Below are 19134 nucleotides of genomic sequence, written 5' to 3'. Positions count from 1 at the left end.
ACGACGGGGTGGGGCCGTCGGGCGTTGCGTGAGGGGGGCGGCACGCCGGGCGTGGGCACGCCCGGGCGCTGCGGGACCGTACGGGGCGGGGGAGGGGACCCCGGGTGCGGGGCCCGGTGGTGTCAACGACCAAGGCCCCGCAGGAGAGTTCAGGACGACTTGGGCACGTCGATCCTGTCGATGTCGGGTGAGTAGTCCCAGCCGCTGTCGAACGTGATGGTGTTGGAGCCCGCCTTCAGGGCCAACTGGACGCTCACCGTGTCGACCGTGCCCCAGTCTCCCGTGGAGGGGAACTTCAGACTGGTGCCGTTGCCGCTGTTGGAGTAGACGGTCACCGAACGGGGGTCACCGCTGACATAGGCGACGTTGACGGTGTAGATGCCGTTCTTCTTCACCGTGACGTCGTTGAACTGCAGCTTGCTGTCGAGGTAGAGGTTGCCGACCTTCTTGCCGCCGGAGCAGGAGCCGCACGAGACGACGGAGGCGTTGCCGGTCAGGGTGTTGCCGGCGGACTCGGCCTCGTAGCCGGTCGTCGCAGGCCGGGCGCCACCGGGCCTGACCGTGAACAGGCGTGAGCCGTGCGCGGGCAGCGTCGCGGTGATCTCGTTCTTGTAGGTCCCGAGGTTCCGGTGGTTCCACAGGTCGCGCACGGAGGCCGCGCCGGTGAAGCCGAAGGACGCCCAGTCGGCGGTCACGGAGGCCGACGAGTTGGCGAGGTTGAACAGGGCGACGGTGTAGCTGCCGTCGGAGTTCCTTGCTCCCCAGACCTGCTGGTCGCCCATCGGAGTGACGGGACGTGCGACGGACGAGTCGTTCTGGTCGACGGCGATGACCTCCTGGTTGGTCAGCAGGGAGAGGCCGTAGCCGTCCAGCTTGGTGAGGTCGTCACCGGTGAACAGCGGCGACTTGTTGATGGCCCACAGGGTCATGTAGCTCTGCCGCTCGGCCTGGGTGAGGCCGTCCATCTCACCGTTGCCGACGTCGATCGCGTCGAGGTCGTTCCAGCCGCCCGGGCCCGCCTTGTGGCTCCACGCGGGCGCGTCGTTCCACCGGTCGTTGACCGAGTTCTCCCAGGTGACCAGGGTGTTGCAGTAGCACTCCACGTCGGTGTCGATGCGCCAGCCGTTGGAGTACTTCTTCCAGTCGGCGGCGTGACCGATGTCGAGCGACCAGGACAGCTCCAGATGGATCGGCCGCCCCGTGTCGGCGATGGCCTGGTGCCAGGCGGCGACGTCCGCCACGTTGTCGTAGTTGTCACCGGACTTGAACGAGCCGGGGCCCACGCCGTCAAGCTTCAGGAAGTCGTATCCCCAGCCGGCCAGCATCTGCGCCTGGGAGTCGATGTACTTCTGCGCGCAAGGGTTGTCGAAATCCAGCTTGTAGGCGCTGTCCCAGCCGTTGGTGGTGCGCAGGTCCGGATAGACGATGTCCGCCGTGGTGCAGCCCGGAGCGTTCCAGACCGGCACCTTGCCGTCGCCGTACGCCCCCTTCTCCAGGCCGACGGGCAGGTAGATGCCGGCCTTGAGGCCCTCGGCGTGGATGTGGTCGGCGACCGACTTCATGCCGTGGGGGAAGCGGACCGGGTCGGGCGTCTGCCGGCCGTACTGGTCGAACTCGGACGTCCAGTTGCGGTCCATCCACCAGCCGGCGTCGATGTTGACGTAGTCGTAGCCGTACTTCTTCAGCGTGCCGGCGAGCGCGTCCGTCTGCTTCAGGACGTTCGCCTCGGTGAGGTAGCTGTAGTTGCCGTCCGGGTTCAGGCCCGGGTACTGGGAGGACTGCATGCTCCAGCTGGACCAGCCCATGTACGGCCTGGCCGCATCTTCGGAGCCGGCGTCGGCCGTCGTCGCGGCCGAAGTGTGCGTCGCGGCCTGCGAGTTGGAGGAGACGGCCATGGCCTGGGTGGCGGCGGCCGGGACCGCTGCGGTGAATCCGGCCGTGACGGCCAGGACCAGGATCGCTCTGACGGTGCGGCGCGGGAAGCCGGGGAGGGCTCCACGCAGGGCTCTGTACGGGGATGACCGCATGGGTCGCCTCCAGTGGTGAGGTGAGCGGGATCGTGCGCTGGCACCCGGTGGGGGACGGGCGTTGGTGCGGTGCGGGATGGGCGTGGTCCGGACGGGAGGAGGCCCGCCGGCCGACCGGTCATGGCGTCGGGCCGGCGGCGGCCCAGCCCTGGCCCGGGCCGTTGGTGAGCCGGCTGATGAACCGGCGCCGGGGCGCACAGGACATCAGGAGCGTGCCGGCCCCGTCATGAGGGCACCCGCCGCGACGGGGCCGGAGCGGTGGTCACGGGGTCGGGGCCGGACGCCGCCTCAGCGCCGCGCGCGGTGAAAGCGGGTGGGACGGGGGCGGCGGCCCGACACCGGGCACCCCGTGGCGCACTGTTCGGCGCCGTGCTGTCGCGGCGCTGTGTGGGCTGCGGCTCTGCAGCGTCATCGCTACTCCTCTTACATGCCCGATCCCATGAAGGACTGGATGGCGGTGGCCGCGGCCCCGCGCGCCCACTCCTCGAAGGGCAGGGGACGGGTGATCACGTCGCACTGCGAAGCGGTGCCGAAGGCGGAGGCGGCGAACGCGTCGCGGATGCCCTCGGCGACCAGGTCGTAGGCGGCCAGGCCCTCCCCGGAGATGATCACCCGCTCGGGACCCAGGAGGTTCACCAGGAAGCCGATGGCCGTGCCGATGGCCTCCCCGGCTCGTGCGTAGACCTCTCTGACACCGGGGTCGCCGCCGTGGGCCAGGTCCAGCGCCTCGGCCGCGTCGGTCACCTCCCTGCCCGTGGCCGCGCGCACCGCGCGCAGTATCGCGGGGTCCGCCGCGATCGCCTCCACGCACCCCCGGTTGCCGCAGTGGCAGAGCGGGCCGAGCGGATCGAGTGACACATGCCCGATCTCACCGGCGACGCCGTGCGCGCCCGACACCACCCGCCCGTGCACCACCAGACCACAGCCGATGCCGGCGCCCACGGTCACCAGAGCGAAGTCCGAGAGGCCGACGCCGGCTCCGAACCAGTGCTCGGCCACCGTGAGCGCCCGCACGTCGTTGTCGACCGTGACCGGCAGCCCGGTGGCGGTCTCCGCGATCTCGGCGAGCGGTACGTCCCGCCACTCCAGGAAGGGCGAGTAACGGACCACGCCCTCCCCGCGGTCCACGTCGCCCGAGATCGCGATGCCCAGCCCGCGTACCTGCACACCGAATCCGTCGGCTTCCGTGAGCAACTCCTGGACCAGCGCGGTGACGGCGGGGAGCACTGCCTCCGGCTCACGGCCCGTGAGCCGTACGTGCCGGGAGATCCGGATACGGCAGCACAGGTCGGCGAGTACGGCGATGATCTCGTCGGCCGTCACCTTGATGCCGATGAACAGCGCCCTTCCCCCGTCGACCGACACCAGACTGGCCGGACGGCCCACCGCGGGCCGTGCCCCTTCGTCCAGGCCCTCGACCAGATAGCCGAGTTCCATCAGCGGGCGCACCGCCTTGGTGACGGCTGCCGGAGACAGGCTGGTCCGCCGTCCCACCTCGGCCCGGGTGAGCGGACCGCGGGACAGCAGTGTGGTGAAGACCTGGGAAGCGGCCGGCGTCATCGCCGGGGCCGCCTCGTGCGAGGGGGCCGAGCGCATGGCCGGAAACTTAGAGAGGTTCTTTTTCGCTGTCAATGAATAAAGCACAGCCCTTACCTGGAGCATGAGTTGAGCTCACCGGACCTGTGAAACAGAGGGCAGAAGCGGCAAGTTGCCCATGGAACGCAGGCGTGGCTGACGGCATGCTGTGTGCGAGGCCGCTTGGCGCGGGTGTCGGCGGTCTGAGGGGGGATCAGGCAACTGTACTGGAATTTCCTATACGATCTGTGGCCTGGTGTGGGTTGATCGTACCCAACGAGCGGCCGCTGTGGCCGGATCCACGCGCTTTGTCATCGACTGGACCGCGCCTCAACTCTGGCCTGTGAGCTGCGGTCTCAGCCTGATCGACATAGACCGTGTGGTTCAGGGGGTTGACGGCGGCCAGTGCCTGGCTGAACATCGCCCTATCAATTTCCTATTTGATTTTGGGGAGTGGTGGAGATGCGTCCCCCGACCCGTTCCGTTCTGCCAGGAGTTGTCGTCGCCGCCCTGCTCATGGCGGGCTCGGCGGCCTGCACCATCAAGACGTCGGACGCGTCGTCGGGCGCCCGGGCCCAGGCCCCCGCGTCCGACAGGTCCGGTACGGGAACCGCCGAACTGGCCGACGGTTCGGGCACCAAGGTGGCCCTCGTGCCCGGTGGCGCCCATCCGTACTTCCAGCCCTGGAAGGCGGCGGGCGCCGCGGCGAAGAAGCAGTACGGCCTCGGTGACGTCACCTTCGACGAGACCTCCGAGTGGGACCAGCAGAAGCAGGACAACCTGGTCTCCACGCTCGCGGCCCGTGGATACAACGCGTTCGGCATCTTCGGGGTATCGCCCACCGACATCAACACCACCTTCGCGGATCTCAAGTCGCAAGGATTCGCCGTGGCTTCGCTCGCCTCCTGCCCGGCAGGCGGTACCGACAAGGCCGACTTCTGCCTGTCCACGGACGTGCAGGTCGCCGCCTACAAGGCGGCCAAGGCCGCGATCGCCGCAATGGGCGGCAGGGGCACGCTCGTCCACCTCACCGGGAACAACGTGGACGCCAACACGCAGCTGCGCATCAAGGGTGTGGCCCAGGCGGTGAAGGAGTCCGGCGGCAGGGTGAAGCTGCTGCAGACCATCACCGATGTCGACAAGGATCTGCAGACCGCGCAGAAGGCCGTCTCCGACCTGCTCGCGGCCAAGGGCAACCAGATCCAGGGCATCGTCACCACCGCCTACAACCCAGCCGTCGCCGCGGCCGACGCGGTCAAGAGCTCCGGATCCAGGGCCAAGGTCGTGGCCATCGACGACGACGCCGAGATCCTCGCCGCGATCAAGGACGGCTCGGTCGCCGCCACCGTCGTGCAGAACCCCGTGGGACAGGCCGACGTCGGAATCTGGGCGCTGGCCCTGCTGCAGACCAAGCAGTGCACCATGCGCCACCCGGGCCAGATCATCGACTCCGGCTCCTTCGTGGTCACCAAGGCGAACGTCGGCACCTACGACGCGGCCAGGAAGTCGAAGACCGAGCAGCTCAAGAAACAGTTCGCCGACGAGTACCTGACGTGCACGTGACCACCGACAGCGCTATCGAGAGCGGACCCCGCACGATGACCCGAATCACGACCGCCACGGCGCTGCTCGCCGACCTCGCGGTGGAGAAGGACCGCACGGACGCCGTGCAGGCCTTCGTCAAGCAGGAGACGATCCTCGTCGAGATCACCACCGGCGACGGACTACGGGGCACCGGCTACGCCTACACGATCGGCACCGGCGGCTCGTCCGTGCTGGCCCTGCTGCGGGAACACCTGCTGCCCCTCCTCGTCGGAACGGACGCCCGTAACGTCGAAGCGCTGTGGCAGCGGCTGTTCGCGGCGACGCGGGCCACCACCACCGGAGCCATCACCTCCCTGGCCCTCGCCGCCGTGGACACCGCCCTGTGGGACCTGCGGTGCAAGCGCGCCGGCGAACCGCTGTGGCGGCTGGCGGGCGGCCACCGCCAGGAAGTCCCGCTCTACGACACCGAAGGCGGCTGGCTGCACCTGAGCACCGACGACCTGGTCCGTTCGGCGCTCGAAGCGCAGAAGGCCGGATGGGCGGGCGTCAAGATCAAGGTGGGCAAGCCGCACGTGGCCGAGGACGCCGAGCGGCTGCGTGCCGTCCGTGCGGCAGTCGGTCCGTCGATGCACATCATGACCGACGCCAACCAGTCGCAGACCGTTGCCTCGGCCCTCCACCTCGCCGCCGCCCTCGAACCCCACGGGCCGTACTGGCTGGAGGAGCCTCTGCCGGCCGACGACGTCAGCGGGCACACCCGCCTGGCGGCCGCGACCAGGATTCCCGTCGCCGTGGGCGAATCCCTTTACTCCGTCATGCAGTTCCGGGCGTACCTGGAGTCGGGCGCGGCCTCCGTCGTCCAGGTCGACGCCGCACGCATCGGCGGCATCACCCCGTGGCTGAAGGTCGCGCACACGGCGGAGAGCCACAACGTCATGGTCTGCCCGCACTTCCTGATGGAGCTGCACGTCAGCCTGGCCGCCGCGGTGCCCAACGGCATGTTCGTCGAGTACATCCCGCAGCTGAGAGCGGTGACCCGCGGCGAACTGACGGTCCGTGACGGACTGGCGGTGGCGCCGGACGCGCCGGGCATCGGCATCGACTGGGACATGGACGCCATCGACGACAGGAGGGTGGCATGAGGACACCCGTGATGACACCGGAGCACGACAGCCGGGCCGACGGGCCGGCCCCCGCGCCGGGGGCAGAGCGGCGGCTGCCGTTCTGGGTGAACCAGCGGTTCGGCCTCCTCGTCCTCACCGTTGCGCTCGCGGCGCTGTTCGGCGTCCTGCGGCCCGCGTTCCTCGACCAGCGGCTGGTGCTCTTCCCGCTGTTGCGGGACATCTCCACGCTGACCGTGGTGGCCCTCGCCCAGATGGTGGTCCTCTCCGTGGGACACATGAACCTCGCCGTCGGCAGGATGGCCACCTTCGGCGCCCTCTTCGCGGGCTTCGGCTACGACCGACTCGGGCTGTCCCTCCAACTCGGGCTGCTGCTCTGCCTGTTGGCCGGAGCCGCCGTCGGCGCACTCACGGGCTGGATCACCTCCCGCACCGGCGTGAGCTCCTTCGTGGTCACCCTGGCCATGGACTTCGCCCTGCTGGGCCTGGTCTCCCTGCTCTACTCGGGGCTCACCGAGAACGCGGCCTTCACCACACAGCCGAGCGGGCTCCTGGACCTGCGCTCCACCTCGCTCGCCGACATCTGCGTCGGCCGGGTCTGCGGATCCCCGGCCGTTCCGCAGATGGCCCAGTTCACGGTCCTGGCGCTGGCCGGCCTGGGATTCCTGTACACGTGCACCCGGATGGGCCGGGAACTGCTGCTGACCGGCGCCAACCCCGCCGCAGCGGAGTTGTCGGGCATCCCCACGGGCCGCCGCGTCATCCTCGCGCACACCCTCTCCGGGTTGCTCGCCGCGCTCGCCGGCTTCATGGCCGGCGTCAGCACCGGCACCTTCCGCGCCTCGATCGGCGACGACTTCATGCTGCCCTCGTTCCTGGGCGCGGTTCTCGGCGGCACCCTCCTCACCGGAGGCGTCGTCTCCGTGCTCGGCACCCTCCTGGGCACCTCCCTTGTCGGCGTCATCCGCAAGGGCCTGGACCTGCTCGGCGTCGGCCTGGAGAGCCTGAACATCTACCTCGGCTGTGTCCTCCTGCTGGCCCTGTCGGCCGACCGGGCGCGCACCGTCGTGTCCTACCGCAAGGTGGTGCGCTCCACATGATCATCGTCCACGATCGCGGAGCCCGCCCCCGCGCGGCCCTGCGCCGCTTCTCCCGCTCCACGACCATGACGCTGCTGTGCGTGACAGTGGCCGGATACCTCGCCCTGGGAGCCGCGTCGTCCGGTGAGTTCTTCCAGGGACCGTCGGTACGGACCTTCCTGCAGTACCTGGCCACCCCCATCCTCATCGGGCTGGCCCAGATGGCCGCTCTGTGCGTCGGACAGCTCAACCTCGCGGTCGGGGCCATGGGTGGCTTCACTGCCTGTCTGATGGGTGTTCTCATGGCCGACGACGGCGTCCCGGCACCGATCGCCGTCGTGGCGGGCGTCCTTGCGGCGGCACTGATCGGTCTGGCGACGGGTGTGTTCATCGTCGCGACCCGGATCAACGGCTTCATCGTCACGCTCGGGACGATGACCATCCTGCTGGGAGCCCAGTACCGGCTGGTCGGCACGCGCACCGTCGACGCCTACTCGCCGACGCTGAAGGACATCGGCCGGGCAGCTCCGCTGAACCTCCCGATGGTGTTCCTGGCCGCGCTCGCGGCGGCGGCCCTGCTGGCCGCGTTCATGTACCGGGTGGCCGCCGGCCGCCGGCTGCTCGCGGCGGGCGGCAACCCCCTGGCCGCGCGGTTGTCCGGCATCTCCACCGACCGGCAGATCGTCATCGCCCACACCCTGTCAGGTCTCCTGGTCGGCATCGCGGCCGCGACCGCGACGGCTTCGCTGCCCGGCGTCAACAGCAGCGTCGGCGGGGACTGGCTGCTGCCGAGCTTCGCCGCTCCCATCATCGGAGGCGTCTCGCTCAACGGCGGATCCGTCGCGGTGTTCGGAACGGTGCTGGCGGCGTTCGTCATGCGGCTCATCGACGCCGCGCGCGCCCAGTTCTCGCTCGACCCGAGCTGGGTGAACTTCCTCATCGGCCTGGTCGTGCTCGGCACGGTGGTCGGCGGCCACATCCACCAGAGGCGTCTGGAGAAGAAGGGCAAGGCCGTGGGACGTACCCCACCGGCACCGGCGGGCCGAGTGCAGACGGCCGACGCCGCCCTGCCGAACGCCGGAGGTGCGCGATGAGCGACGCCCTTCTCCGAGGCCGGGGGATCGTCAAGGTCTTCCCCGGCGTACGGGCCCTGGACGGCGTGGGCCTGCGCCTGACGGCCGGATCCGTGCACGCGTTGCTGGGCGAGAACGGTGCGGGAAAGTCCACCCTGATCAAGGTCCTCACCGGCGTCCACACGCCCGACGGCGGCCGGCTCAGCCGGCGCGGCGAGGAGATCCACCTGCGCTCGCCGCTGGAGGCCGCCCGGGCCGGCATCGGCGTCGTCCACCAGGAACGCAACCTCATTCCGGACTTCTCGGTGGCGGAGAACATCACGCTGCAGAACCCGCCCTCGCGCCGCGGCCTCGTCGACCGGGAAGCCATGAACGCGCCCGCCCTGCGCTGTCTGGCGGAGCTGGGACTCGACCTCGACCCGCGCCGCCCCGTCCGCGAACTGTCCGTGGCTCAGCAGCAGTTGGTGGAGATCGCGAAGGCGCTGTACACCGAGAGCGAGGTGCTGCTCCTCGACGAGCCGACAGCCTCGTTGTCCCCGCGGGAGGCCGAGCGCCTCTTCGACGTCGTCCGGCGCCTGACCGCCCGGGACACCTGCGTCGTCTTCGTGAGCCACAAGCTGGAAGAGGTCTTCTCCATCTGCGACACCGTCACCGTGCTGCGCGACGGCAGGTCCGTGCTGGAGTCCGCACCGCTCGCCGACCACACGCACGACGACATCGTGAACCTGATGGTGGGCCGCGCGCACACGGCGACCGAGATGCGGCCCCGCACCCCGGACCGGACGGCCGCACCGGTCCTCGCGCTCGACGGCGTCTCCACCGCCGACGGCCACCAGGATGTCTCCCTGGAGGTGCGGCCCGGTGAGATCGTCGGTCTCTACGGCCTCGTCGGCGCCGGGCGCAGCGAACTCGTCAAGGCCGTGCTGGGCCTCGACCGGATCACCGGCGGCGAGATCACGGTGCACGGCGAGCCGGCCCGGATCGCCTCCCCGCGCCAGGCGCTACACGCGTTCGGCATCGGCTACCTGACCGAGAACCGCAAGGAAGAGGGCGTCTTCCTCGAGCAGCCCATCCACCGGAACATCACGGTCACCGTGTGGAGGAGGCTGGCCAGGGCCCTCGGGTTCATCTCTGCCGCCGAGGAGCGGAACGTGGCGCGGGACCTGGTCGAACGCCTCGGCATCCGGGTCTCGGGACTCGACCAGAACGCCGGGGAACTGTCCGGAGGCAACCAGCAGAAACTGAGCCTGGCGAAATGGCTCGCGGCCGACACCCGGCTGCTGATCGTCGACGAGCCCACCGTGGGCGTCGACGTGCGCACCAAACACGCGTTCCACGAACTTCTTTGGGAACTCGCCCGCGAGGGCCTGCCGATCCTGCTGATCAGCAGCGACCTCACCGAGATGATCACGCTGGCGGACCGCGTCCTCGTCATGGCCGACCACCGCATCCGTGGCGAGGTCGACAACGACCGCGACTACGAGCGCATGAGCGGCCGGATCATCCGCATCATCCACGACCGCGCGCTCTCGGCGGTGACCGCGGAGGAGGACGCCGGATGAAGCGCGTGGCGCAGGTGGTCCGGATCCGCCCGGAGCAGGTGGAGAAGTACCGCGAGCTGCACCGCGCCGTGCCCCGGCCGGTGCTCGACACGCTGCGGGACTGTCACATCAGGAACTACTCGATCCACCTGCTCGGCGACCAGCTGTTCGGGTACTTCGAGTACCACGGTGACGATCTGGCCGGGGACCCGGCCCGCATGGCCGCCGACGAGGCGACGCAGGCCTGGTGGCGGCTCACCGCCCCCTGCCGGCAGCCGCTGGAGGATGCGGCACCTGGGGAGTGGTGGGCCTCGATGGAGCAGGTGTTCCTCATGGCCTAGGACCGGACGGAGGGTGTGCCGCGCCATGTCCACGGGGCCGGCACGCCGGCGGCGACGAAGGTGCTGAGCGGCGCGGACTGTCCTGTTCGCCGGCTGTTTCGACAGAGGAGGAAACCGCATGAGCGCGACGCCGCTCGTCGATGCCCACCACCATGTGTGGGACCTGACGGTCCGGGACCAGGAATGGATCACCGGACCCGAACTCGCCCCCCTGCGCAGGAGATTCGCGCTGTCGGACCTGCGTCCGCCGGCCGAGCACGCGGGAGTCGACGCGACCGTGATGGTGCAGACCGTGACGGTTGCGGAGGAGACCCCCGAGATGCTGGCGCAGGCGGCCTCCGGACCGCTGGTCGCCGGGGTGGTCGGATGGACCGACCTGACGGCTCCCGATGTCGCCGACAGCCTGGCCCGGCTGCGTGAACTGCCCGGTGGGGACCGGCTGGTGGGCATCCGGCACCAGGTGCAGTCGGAACCAGACCCGCGCTGGTTGACGCGAGAGGACGTCCTGCGGGGCCTGTCCGCGGTGGCTGACGCCCAACTCGCCTACGACCTCGTCGTCCTCCCGCACCAACTGCCCGCTGCGACCGCCGCGGCCCGCCGCCTGCCGGGCCTCAGGTTCGTGCTGGACCACATCGGCAAACCCGGGATCGCGGCGGGCGCGCTGCAGCCGTGGGCTTCGCACCTACGGGACCTGGCGGCCGAACCCAACACCTGCTGCAAGCTGTCCGGCCTCGTCACGGAGGCCGACTGGCACGACTGGACTGTCGAGGACCTGCGTCCGTACGCCGAGACCGTCCTCGATGCCTTCGGCGCGGACCGGGTGATGTACGGCTCCGACTGGCCCGTGTGCACGCTCGCCGCCGACTACGCGGAGGTCCTCGATGCGGCACGTGCTCTGACGGCCGGGCTCGGCACCGACGAACGGAACGCCGTCTTCGGCGGCACGGCCGTGGGCGTCTACCGGCTCCGCGTGCGCTGACGTCGCCGACGCCCGCGCCGGGCGGCCGACACGGCGTCCGGCAACGCCCTCACCTCGGTAAACTGATCTCGTCCCGACGGTCCCGGAGCGACAGGAGCAGGAGAGCGGATGCCACCGCAGGACAGTTCCCCCGCCAAGGCCGCGGAGTCCGAGGGAAGAAGCCAGTCCGCCGGGCCCGGTCGCCAGGCCCTGTCGGACAGCGTGTACGAACAGATCAAGGCCATGGTCATGGACCATGAGATCGCCCCCGGCGCACGCGTGGGGATCGAGGCGCTGTCGCGTGCTCTCGGTGTCTCGCCCACGCCGGTCCGAGAGGCGCTGGCCAGGCTGGAGTCCGACGGCCTCGTGGTGAAAAGGTCGCTCTCCGGATACCGGGCGACCGAGTTGCTGACCCGCGAGGGTCTCGAGGAGCTCTTCGAGATGCGGCTCCTCCTGGAGCCGAGAGCCGCCGCGCTGGCCGCCGTCAACGCCACCGAGGAGCAACTCGACGCGATCGAACGGCTCGTGGAGGAGATGCAGACCCACCCGGGGCCGACGGGGCGCTATGCGGACTACCGCGACTTCGCGGCTCTCGACCAGCGCTTCCATGACGCGATCGCCGCGGCGTCGCAACGCCCGCTGCTCGCCGACGCGGTGGAGCGACTCCACTCCCATCTGCACGTCTTTCGACTCAGAAGCGTGCTGAGCGCCGACGACCCGACGCTGGCGGAGCACGAACGGGTCGTACGGGCGGTTCTGCGCCGCAAGCCCGACCGTGCCGCGGAAGCCATGGCGGAACACCTCACCAGCAGCCTGCAGCGCCAGCTCGACCAGGACCCGAAGCCCTGACCGACAGCCTGGAGGGCGGGCCGGCACCGCGTGCCGTTCGCGCCCCACGGGGCCGCTCGCCTCCTGCCGGAACGTGCCGCACCCCGGCCGAGGCCGACGTCGCTCCTGTTCAGAGGCCGGCGAGCAGGCTGTCGAGCGGGGCGGGAACGCGGTCGGGATCGAGGGCCTCGACGAGGACGCGGCCGTAGTGGATCTTGCGCCCCTTCTTCGTGCCGAGGAAGCGCCGCACCTGCTCCTGCGCGGTGCGGCCCTGCTGGGCGGGCTGGCGCAGGAAGGTCTGCAGCGAGCGCAGATCGCCCTCGGCACGGACGAGTTCCTCCACCTGGGTCACGCCCAGCGCGCGGATGAGTTCGTCCTCCAGATCCGCCGCGCAGACGAAGAACTCCTGCTGTGCGGCGCCGGCTCGCGCAAAGCCGCGGGCGTAGTAGCCGCGTTCCGCTTCGTCGCACAGTCCTGTGAGGCGGAGGCCCAGGCCGGGCGGCCCGAGGAGGCGGGCGAAGCGCCCTACGCTCATCGCACCGCCCATCGGCAGGACACAGACTCCTTCGGCCGCCAGGTTCCGGCCGAGGCGGGCGGCCAGCGCACCGACCGCTGCGACGTCGCTGGGCCCTTCGAGCAGGACGGCCGCCCGCACGGGCAGCCGGGCCGCCAGCTCGCGCGCCTGGTCGCCGGGACCGCCGGCTGCCCATGCGGTGACCGCCTCCCGGAACGACCCCATGTCAACCATGCGTCGAGTCTCCGCAATGCGCCGCCACCCCGCCAGGGAATTACCGGCGGCACGCGAGGGAGCGGTCGGCCGGACAGAGAAGCGAGACCGGCCGAGCCGTCACAGGACGGCAGCTGTGCCGCGGAGAGCCGCCGCGCCTTTCCCACGACGCCGCCGGCAGGCGCCGCGACATCGGGCTGCGGGCAGCCGGCCTTGCCGACAGGGCCGGCTCGTCGTGCGGTTCAGCCCTCGTCGAAGAGCAGGCCTTCGACCGGGTGCGTCATGCGGACGGGGTCGCCGCTGCCGACGCCGACGACGTCCTGCAGGCCCGCGAACCGCTCTCCGGTGGACAGCACGCAGGAGGCATGACGTCGTCGGTGAGCGTGGACAGTCCACTGACCTTGGATCCGGGCCGAGCCGGGTGAGGAATTTCTCCGCGGCGGCACGCCCGACCCGCAACGGCTTCGGGCGGAACGGGCCCTGGATGAGCCGCATGGGCAAAGCGGGTTCCCGCGGGGACGCGCGTGATGCGGGCGGAGAGCCTCTCCGTACGCGTGCACGGGCGGGGCTCGAACAGGCGGCCGCGCGCTTGGCGCGGACAGACTAGGGGCGGTTTCGCGAATCGGTCCGAACGCCGCTCGGCAGCGGCTGCTCCGCCCAGATGGTCTTCCCCATGGCGGTGTACCGAGTGCCCCAGCGCTGGGCGACCTGCGCCACCAGGAAGAGACCGCGGCCTCCCTCGTCGGTGCTGCGGGCACGGCGCAGATGGGGCGAGGTGTTGCTGGCGTCCGACACCTCGCAGATGAGGGTCCGCTCGTGGATCAGGCGCAGGCTGATCGGCCCGCCTGCATGCGTGATGGCGTTGGTGATCAGTTCGCTCACGATCAGCTCGGTGGTGAAGGCGACGTCCTCCAGACCCCACGCGGCCAACTGCCGGACGGCGTTGTCACGCGCCTTGTGCACCGCCCGGGGATCGGCGGGCACCTCCCAGGAGGCCACGCAGTCGGGAGCGAGCGCACGCGTCCGGGCGATCAGGAAGGCGACGTCGTCGTGCGGATGGTCCGGCAGGAGGATACGGACCATCGTGTCGCAGATCTCCTCCAGCGGCCGGTCCGGGTGGGCCAGGGCGAAACAGAGCCGCTCGAAGCCGACGTCGACATCGCGGTCCGAGGCCTCGATCAGGCCGTCGGTGTAGAGGGCGACGACGCTGCCCTCCTCCAGTTCGATCTCGGCCGACTCGAAAGGCAGACCGCCCAGTCCCAACGGGGGGCCGGCGGGGATGTCGGGCAGTTCGACCGGCTCGCTGAGGTGGGCGATGGCGGGAGTGGGGTGTCCGGCGCGTGCCACGTTGAGTCTCCGCGAGATCGGGTCGTAGACCGCGTAGACGCAGCTCGCGCCGATCACCACCGGTCCGTCCGCGGCCGCTTCCGCCTCGTCCGCCAGGCGCAGCACGAGATCGTCGACATGGGTGAGAAGCTCGTCGGGCGGCAGGTCCATGTCGGCGAGTGTCTGTACGGCGGCCCGCAGCCGGCCCATGCTGGCCGCGGCGTGAATGCCGTGCCCGACGACGTCCCCCACGACGAGGGCGACGCGGGCGCCGGACAGCGGGATGACGTCGAACCAGTCGCCGCCCACGCCGGCCTCGGCGTCGGTCGGCAGATAGCGATAGGCGACCTCGACCGCGCGGTGCTCGGGCAGATCGGGGGGAAGGAGACTGGTCTGGAGGGCGAGGGCCGCGTTGTGCTCGCGGACGAACCGCCGGGCGTTGTCCACGCACATCGCGGCCCGTGCCACCAGCTCCTCCACGAGCAGCAGGTCGTCCTCGTCGAACGGGCTGGGGTTCTCCCACCGCAGCAGCGTGACCACCCCCATGGTCGCGCCCCGCGCCCGCAGCGGCACCACCAGGTGGGTGTGCACACCGAGGCTGATGATCTTGGCAAGGCGCTGCGGATCGTCGCCCAGCCACCAGGTCGTACGGTCCAGTACAGGATCGAGGATGGGCCGGCCCGTCGTCAGGCAACGGCGTTGCGGGGACTTGGCCGGGTACCTCGCGGGCTCGCCGACGGGAATGATCGCCTCCGGCACCTCCTCCCGGACGGACAGGTGCACCGCCCGCTGGAGCGTGCCGCCGGTGACCGGTCCGGGGGTGAGGTCCGCGGCCGCGACGACGCCCTGGAAGAGGTCGATCGCCACGAAGTCGGCGAGCCGGGGCACCAGGACCTCGGCCAGTTCCCGCACCGTGCGGTCGAGGTCCAGGGTGGTGCCTATGCGCTGCGCCGCCTCGTTGATCAGGGCGAGCCGCTCGCGGGCGCGGTCCTTGGCGGTGAAGTCGACGGCGGTGTGACACACCCCGAGCGTCTTGCCGTCGACGTCCCGCAGCGGGAACGACGAGCGGAGCCTGAGGTGGTCCTGCGGGCTCCGGCGGGACATGCCGTGCGGGGGCGGTACGTGTTCAACGGTCGGAGTGACCCGGCCCGATATCAGCGCCTGGCGCGCCTGCCAGTCCATGGCCGACGGCACCTGTTCCGGTCCGGCGGACACGGCCGTCCGGGGGGCCGCGAGGTCGGCCGGCAGGCCCTCCATGGCGGCCAGCACCTGGTTCACCCACTGGAAGCGCAGCTCGCCGTCGAGGACGGCGATGCCGATCGGTGATTCCTCCAGGAGGCCGCGCACCACCGCCTGGTCGAGTTCCCACCGGCGCGAGTCGGAGACCTCGCAGGCCACGGCGAGCCAGCCGGAGCCCTGCTCCGCGTGCAGGGGACACACCCGCAGGGCCAGCTCGACCCGGTGGCCGTCACAGTGACGTGCGGTGATCAGTCCCTGCCAGCCCTCCCCGATCCGCTGCGCCGGGGACAGTGGGGACGCCGGCAGGTCCTCGATGGTGAGGACGGACGCCGCGGGCTGCCCCAGCACGCTGTGCGCCGGGTACCCGAGGAGTTCTTCCGCCCTCCGGCTCCAGCACCGGATCAGACCGTGCACGTCCACGAGGGCGACGGCGGCAGAGGTGATGCCGAACGGGTCGCCCCGGTATGTGTCGGCAGGATGTCTGGGCCCCATCGTGTCGGCCGTATCCGCAGGCGGGTTTCTTCACACCACGGTCTCACATGGACCCGGGTGTGTCCTCGGACCGGCGGCCCGGGCGCGGGCCGCCGGCGGCCGCCGAGGTCACGAAAGCGGTTCCCCGAGCGTCACTGGCGCGGGCGCTCGAAGGTGAGCAGCAGGCCCTCCACGGCTCCGGGACCTATGCGGCCCTTGACGTCGGCGGAGGTGATGGCCTTGAGGGCCCACCTGTCCTCGGCGTGCCTGTTCAGCACCTTCTCCAGTTTGTCGCTGTCCAGCGCGTCGCCGATCAGCGACTCCCGGAAGGTGACGACCTTGTACTCGTACGTGTAGCCGCTGCTCATGTGGCTGAGTCCTCCTGACTGCCGGGCGGGGTGGTGGCGTGAAGGCCGGGGCAAGCTAATCATCAACAGGCCCCCGGCAGAAGGACGGAGTGTGGACCGCGGTGGACCCCTTGGCGGCGTGATGTGCTGGAGCGCGACGGCCGATCTCGTGGCAGGCAGCGGTGTCGCTGCGGTGGGTGCTGCCTGTGTGGCGCTGGTGCGCCGTATCCGGGAACTGCCGCTCGCCGCACTGCCCTTGCTGCTCGGGGCGCACCAGATCGTCGAGTCGTCGGTGTGGGACTCGGGCGGGGGCAGCGGGCCCGCGACCGTCGCGTGGGCCGTGATCGCGCTGCCGCTGCTGGCGGTGTGGGTCCCGGTCGCAGTGCTGTGTGCGGCCCCGCCCCATGCCCGGTTGCGGCTGGTCGTCCCGCTCGCCGCCGGAGCGGTGACCGCGGCGCTGCTCGCCCACGCTCTCGCCACCGAACCGGTGACGGCCGATATCCGCGGTCGTACCGTCGGCTACGTCGTCCACGTGTCGCCCGTACCTCTTCTCGTGGCGGGGTATCTGCTGGCCACGGTGGGGTCCTTGCTGCTGTCCGGTGACCGGCGCCTGCTCGGTCTGGGCGTTCTGGCCGCCGTGGGCGCGTCGGTGTGCTGGGCGCTGTGGCGGCTGGAGTTCGTATCGACCTGGTGTGCGTTCGCGGCCGTGTGCTCGGTGGTGCTGCTCGGTTGGGTGCGCGCCGGCCGGGCACCCGCGGAGCGGCGGTCCCGGCGGGACACCGGCGATCCGGCGCCTCGGACGGGCGCGTGATCACCGGCTCGGACCGCACTGGTACAGCGCCTGCCCGGTGGCCTGCGCGCCGCTACGACCGGTGGTGCCGGAAGTGGCCGCATAGTCGCCGGCCGGGATGTGACGGCACGACGACTCGACCCACTGGGTGATGCGCGCCGTCGTGGTCGCCCCGCCGGATCGGCCGGACGTACCGCCCCCGCCGCGCCCCGTTCCGCCCAGCACCACGTACTTCAGTCCGCCGGAGTCGACCAGTTGCCGGAACCGCGCCGTGCTCGGGAAGGGCACCCTGCCGCTGAAGCCGCCGAGCGGCAGCACATGGGCACCGGTGGCGAGGATGTAGGGGGCCGCGCCGCTCCAGCTCGTGGTGGCGAAGACGTACGTCGCCGATCCGCGGTGCGCGGACGTGTAGGCGAGCAACCTGCGTTGGTCGGAGGTGAGCCGGCCGCCCATGTCGGAACCGCCGAAGCCGCGCGTCCCGAGCGCTCCGGCCGCTGCGCCGTGCTGCGTGCCGCCTGCCCCGAACCCCTGCCGGGTACGACCGCCCGCCGGCGTCGGCGTGCCATGGCCGGGACGCATGCCGGACGGACCGACCGCGCCCATGCCGGAGTCCCGGTACGAGGGACTGAGCACCTGCGCCGCCCATGAGCTCGGCGCGATGAGCACCGCCACGAGAGACGCGGCGAGGCCGGCCAGGGCGAGCCTGCCACGGGACGCGGTACGACCGGGCCGGCCCAGCACCAGCAGGACGACGGCGGTGAGCCCGAGCAGCGCCACGACGGGTGCCAGCCACGGCAGGAACGACGGGAACCGGCCGGCGACGTACGCGCTCCACGCCGTCGTCGCCGCCACCGCGCCGGGCAGGGCCCACATGCGGGGGCCACCGGCCCGGTACGCGCGCCACAGCAGAGTGACGCCGCCACCGGTGAGCGCCGCGAGGGGGACGGCGATCACGCCCATGTAGTACGTGTGGCCGCCGACGCTGCCGGCGCTGAAGACCAGGAAGTACGTGGTGAGCCAGGTGCTCCACAGGACGAATCCGGCACGCAGCCGGTCGGTGCGCGGCTTGCCGCGGCGCCAGAGCAGACCGCAGACGCCCGCGAGGGCACCCATGGGGTACAGCCAGCCGGTCTGCGAGGCCAGCGACGTGCCGAACATCTTCGACCAGCCGCTCTGGCCGCCACCCCAGCCGCCGGCGGCGCCATACCGGCCCACCCTGTCGGCCAGGGCTCCTGCGGACCGGCCGGACGTGCGGCCCCCGGCGTACCGCAGGCCCTGGGCCCCGCTCGTCCCGCTGTGACGGGGCAGCCCGGCCCGGTGGCCGACGGCGTCGCCGCCTCCGCCCACCGACGGTGACGCCTTGCTGTTCCGGCCGAATCCGCCCACCTGTGTGGCGCTCACGCTGCCGGTGGAGGCCGCGCTGATCCCGAGCGAGGAGAAGCGGTTCAGGAAGTTGTAGCCGACCACCATGCTGAACGCGGAGTTGTTGGTGGTGCCATCTACATACGGCCGGTCCTTGGCAGGGACCAGAGTCACGGCGAGCATCCAGGAAGCGGAGACTGCGGTCATCACCACGGCGGACAGGGCGAGGTGCGCAAGCCGCTTCCGCAGCGTGATCGGTGCCGAGATCAGGTGGACCAGGGCGAGCGCGGGCAGCACCGCCCACGCCTCCAGCATCTTGGCCTGGAAGCCGACGCCGACCCAGACCGCGGCGACCGCCAGGGGGCGCAGCCGGCCGCTCACGGCGGCACGCTGGGTGGCCTCGGCCGCCAGCAGCACGCACAGCGTGAAGGCGGGGTCCTCGACGGCGGTGCGGAAGAGCCCCACGGTCACCGGCGTCACGAGAAACGCCGCGTCGGCGACGAGGGCCGCGTTGGCACCGGCCCAGCGACGCACCACGCGGTGCAGGACCAGGAGGCTCGCCACTCCCTCGAGCACCTGCGGAAGGACGAGCGCCCAGGGGTGAAACCCGAAGACCCGGGCGGAAAGTGCCTGTGGCCAGAGGAATCCCGGCAACTTGTCCAGAGTGATGGAGTTCCCGGGGTCGAAAGAGCCGTAGAAGAATGCCTTCCAGCTTTCCGTCATGCTGCGTGCGGCAGCCGCGTAAAACGTGTGGTATTGGCTGTGCTCGATACCCCATGTGTAA

15 protein-coding genes are annotated in these 19134 nt (G+C 70.9%); 9 read left to right on the top strand and 6 right to left on the bottom strand.

The features are described 5' to 3' along the window. Positions 1-149: 149 nt before the first annotated feature. A complete protein-coding gene (locus AB0L59_RS22425) occupies positions 150-2027 on the bottom strand; it encodes a CBM35 domain-containing protein (RefSeq protein ID WP_365586378.1) in 1878 nt (625 codons plus the stop codon). 423 nt (positions 2028-2450) lie between these two features. Beyond that, positions 2451-3623 carry an ROK family transcriptional regulator gene (locus AB0L59_RS22420; RefSeq protein ID WP_365586376.1) on the bottom strand — a complete coding sequence of 391 codons (1173 nt, stop codon included), beginning with the start codon at positions 3621-3623 and terminating at the stop codon, positions 2451-2453. Between the two features lie 441 nt (positions 3624-4064). Between AB0L59_RS22420 and AB0L59_RS22415 the strand changes: the two genes are divergently transcribed. The 8 genes from AB0L59_RS22415 to AB0L59_RS22380 all read left to right on the top strand — a co-directional run bounded on the left by AB0L59_RS22415 (position 4065) and on the right by AB0L59_RS22380 (position 12109). Continuing rightward, positions 4065-5165: a substrate-binding domain-containing protein gene (locus AB0L59_RS22415; protein WP_365586374.1), complete on the top strand. Its 1101-nt coding sequence runs from the start codon at positions 4065-4067 to the stop codon at positions 5163-5165. A 35-nt stretch (positions 5166-5200) separates the two neighbouring features. Then, positions 5201-6289 carry a mandelate racemase/muconate lactonizing enzyme family protein gene (locus AB0L59_RS22410; protein ID WP_365586371.1) on the top strand — a complete coding sequence of 363 codons (1089 nt, stop codon included), beginning with the start codon at positions 5201-5203 and terminating at the stop codon, positions 6287-6289. Then, complete coding sequence (locus tag AB0L59_RS22405) at positions 6286-7368, top strand: ABC transporter permease (RefSeq protein WP_365586369.1); 1083 nt, start codon at positions 6286-6288, stop codon at positions 7366-7368. Before AB0L59_RS22410 ends, AB0L59_RS22405 begins: the two co-directional genes overlap by 4 nt. Beyond that, complete coding sequence (locus AB0L59_RS22400) at positions 7365-8441, top strand: ABC transporter permease (protein ID WP_365586366.1); 1077 nt, start codon at positions 7365-7367, stop codon at positions 8439-8441. The genes AB0L59_RS22405 and AB0L59_RS22400 overlap by 4 nt, the downstream gene beginning before the upstream one ends. Next, positions 8438-9982: a sugar ABC transporter ATP-binding protein gene (locus tag AB0L59_RS22395; protein WP_365586363.1), complete on the top strand. Its 1545-nt coding sequence runs from the start codon at positions 8438-8440 to the stop codon at positions 9980-9982. The genes AB0L59_RS22400 and AB0L59_RS22395 overlap by 4 nt, the downstream gene beginning before the upstream one ends. Then, a complete protein-coding gene (locus AB0L59_RS22390) occupies positions 9979-10302 on the top strand; it encodes an L-rhamnose mutarotase (protein WP_365586360.1) in 324 nt (107 codons plus the stop codon). The genes AB0L59_RS22395 and AB0L59_RS22390 overlap by 4 nt, the downstream gene beginning before the upstream one ends. 118 nt (positions 10303-10420) lie before the next feature. After that, the gene (locus tag AB0L59_RS22385; RefSeq protein ID WP_365586359.1) at positions 10421-11281 is read left to right on the top strand and encodes an amidohydrolase family protein; all 861 of its coding nucleotides are present in this window, start codon (positions 10421-10423) and stop codon (positions 11279-11281) included. A gap of 108 nt (positions 11282-11389) precedes the next feature. Further along, complete coding sequence (locus AB0L59_RS22380) at positions 11390-12109, top strand: GntR family transcriptional regulator (RefSeq protein ID WP_365586357.1); 720 nt, start codon at positions 11390-11392, stop codon at positions 12107-12109. Between the two features lie 109 nt (positions 12110-12218). Here AB0L59_RS22380 and AB0L59_RS22375 read toward each other — a convergent pair whose 3' ends face one another. From AB0L59_RS22375 to AB0L59_RS22365, 3 genes are all read right to left on the bottom strand, one after another. Continuing rightward, positions 12219-12836, bottom strand: a complete 618-nt coding sequence (locus AB0L59_RS22375) for a TOPRIM nucleotidyl transferase/hydrolase domain-containing protein (protein ID WP_365586354.1) — start codon at positions 12834-12836, stop codon at positions 12219-12221. A gap of 582 nt (positions 12837-13418) precedes the next feature. Then, complete coding sequence (locus tag AB0L59_RS22370) at positions 13419-15872, bottom strand: SpoIIE family protein phosphatase (protein WP_365586351.1); 2454 nt, start codon at positions 15870-15872, stop codon at positions 13419-13421. Positions 15873-16003: 131 nt separating this feature from the next. After that, positions 16004-16219 (bottom strand): DUF4177 domain-containing protein, encoded by a 216-nt coding sequence (locus AB0L59_RS22365; protein ID WP_365586348.1) that lies wholly within the window; start codon positions 16217-16219, stop codon positions 16004-16006. A 121-nt stretch (positions 16220-16340) separates the two neighbouring features. On the opposite strand from AB0L59_RS22365, the gene AB0L59_RS22360 reads away from it, so the two are divergent. After that, entirely contained in the window at positions 16341-17009 is a 669-nt protein-coding gene (locus AB0L59_RS22360) for a DUF6629 family protein (protein ID WP_365586832.1), read from the top strand. Here the strand turns inward: AB0L59_RS22360 and AB0L59_RS22355 are convergent, their stop codons facing one another. Further along, entirely contained in the window at positions 17010-19073 is a 2064-nt protein-coding gene (locus AB0L59_RS22355; protein WP_365586345.1) for a glycosyltransferase family 39 protein, read from the bottom strand. Positions 19074-19134 lie beyond the last annotated feature (61 nt).

Origin of the sequence: Streptomyces sp. NPDC052109 (assembly GCF_040680195.1) — a bacterium.
Classification (GTDB): Bacteria; Actinomycetota; Actinomycetes; order Streptomycetales; family Streptomycetaceae; genus Streptomyces.
Note: the sequence above shows the minus strand (reverse complement) of the source record. Positions and strands in the feature narration are given on the sequence as shown.

Coding starts and splice junctions, on each gene's coding strand:
- AB0L59_RS22425 (WP_365586378.1), bottom strand. CDS start 2,027: ATGCGGTCATCCCCGTACAGAGCCCTGCGTGGAGCCCTCCCCGGCTTC.
- AB0L59_RS22420 (WP_365586376.1), bottom strand. CDS start 3,623: ATGCGCTCGGCCCCCTCGCACGAGGCGGCCCCGGCGATGACGCCGGCC.
- AB0L59_RS22415 (WP_365586374.1), top strand. CDS start 4,065: ATGCGTCCCCCGACCCGTTCCGTTCTGCCAGGAGTTGTCGTCGCCGCC.
- AB0L59_RS22410 (WP_365586371.1), top strand. CDS start 5,201: ATGACCCGAATCACGACCGCCACGGCGCTGCTCGCCGACCTCGCGGTG.
- AB0L59_RS22405 (WP_365586369.1), top strand. CDS start 6,286: ATGAGGACACCCGTGATGACACCGGAGCACGACAGCCGGGCCGACGGG.
- AB0L59_RS22400 (WP_365586366.1), top strand. CDS start 7,365: ATGATCATCGTCCACGATCGCGGAGCCCGCCCCCGCGCGGCCCTGCGC.
- AB0L59_RS22395 (WP_365586363.1), top strand. CDS start 8,438: ATGAGCGACGCCCTTCTCCGAGGCCGGGGGATCGTCAAGGTCTTCCCC.
- AB0L59_RS22390 (WP_365586360.1), top strand. CDS start 9,979: ATGAAGCGCGTGGCGCAGGTGGTCCGGATCCGCCCGGAGCAGGTGGAG.
- AB0L59_RS22385 (WP_365586359.1), top strand. CDS start 10,421: ATGAGCGCGACGCCGCTCGTCGATGCCCACCACCATGTGTGGGACCTG.
- AB0L59_RS22380 (WP_365586357.1), top strand. CDS start 11,390: ATGCCACCGCAGGACAGTTCCCCCGCCAAGGCCGCGGAGTCCGAGGGA.
- AB0L59_RS22375 (WP_365586354.1), bottom strand. CDS start 12,836: ATGGTTGACATGGGGTCGTTCCGGGAGGCGGTCACCGCATGGGCAGCC.
- AB0L59_RS22370 (WP_365586351.1), bottom strand. CDS start 15,872: ATGGGGCCCAGACATCCTGCCGACACATACCGGGGCGACCCGTTCGGC.
- AB0L59_RS22365 (WP_365586348.1), bottom strand. CDS start 16,219: ATGAGCAGCGGCTACACGTACGAGTACAAGGTCGTCACCTTCCGGGAG.
- AB0L59_RS22360 (WP_365586832.1), top strand. CDS start 16,341: ATGTGCTGGAGCGCGACGGCCGATCTCGTGGCAGGCAGCGGTGTCGCT.
- AB0L59_RS22355 (WP_365586345.1), bottom strand. CDS start 19,073: ATGACGGAAAGCTGGAAGGCATTCTTCTACGGCTCTTTCGACCCCGGG.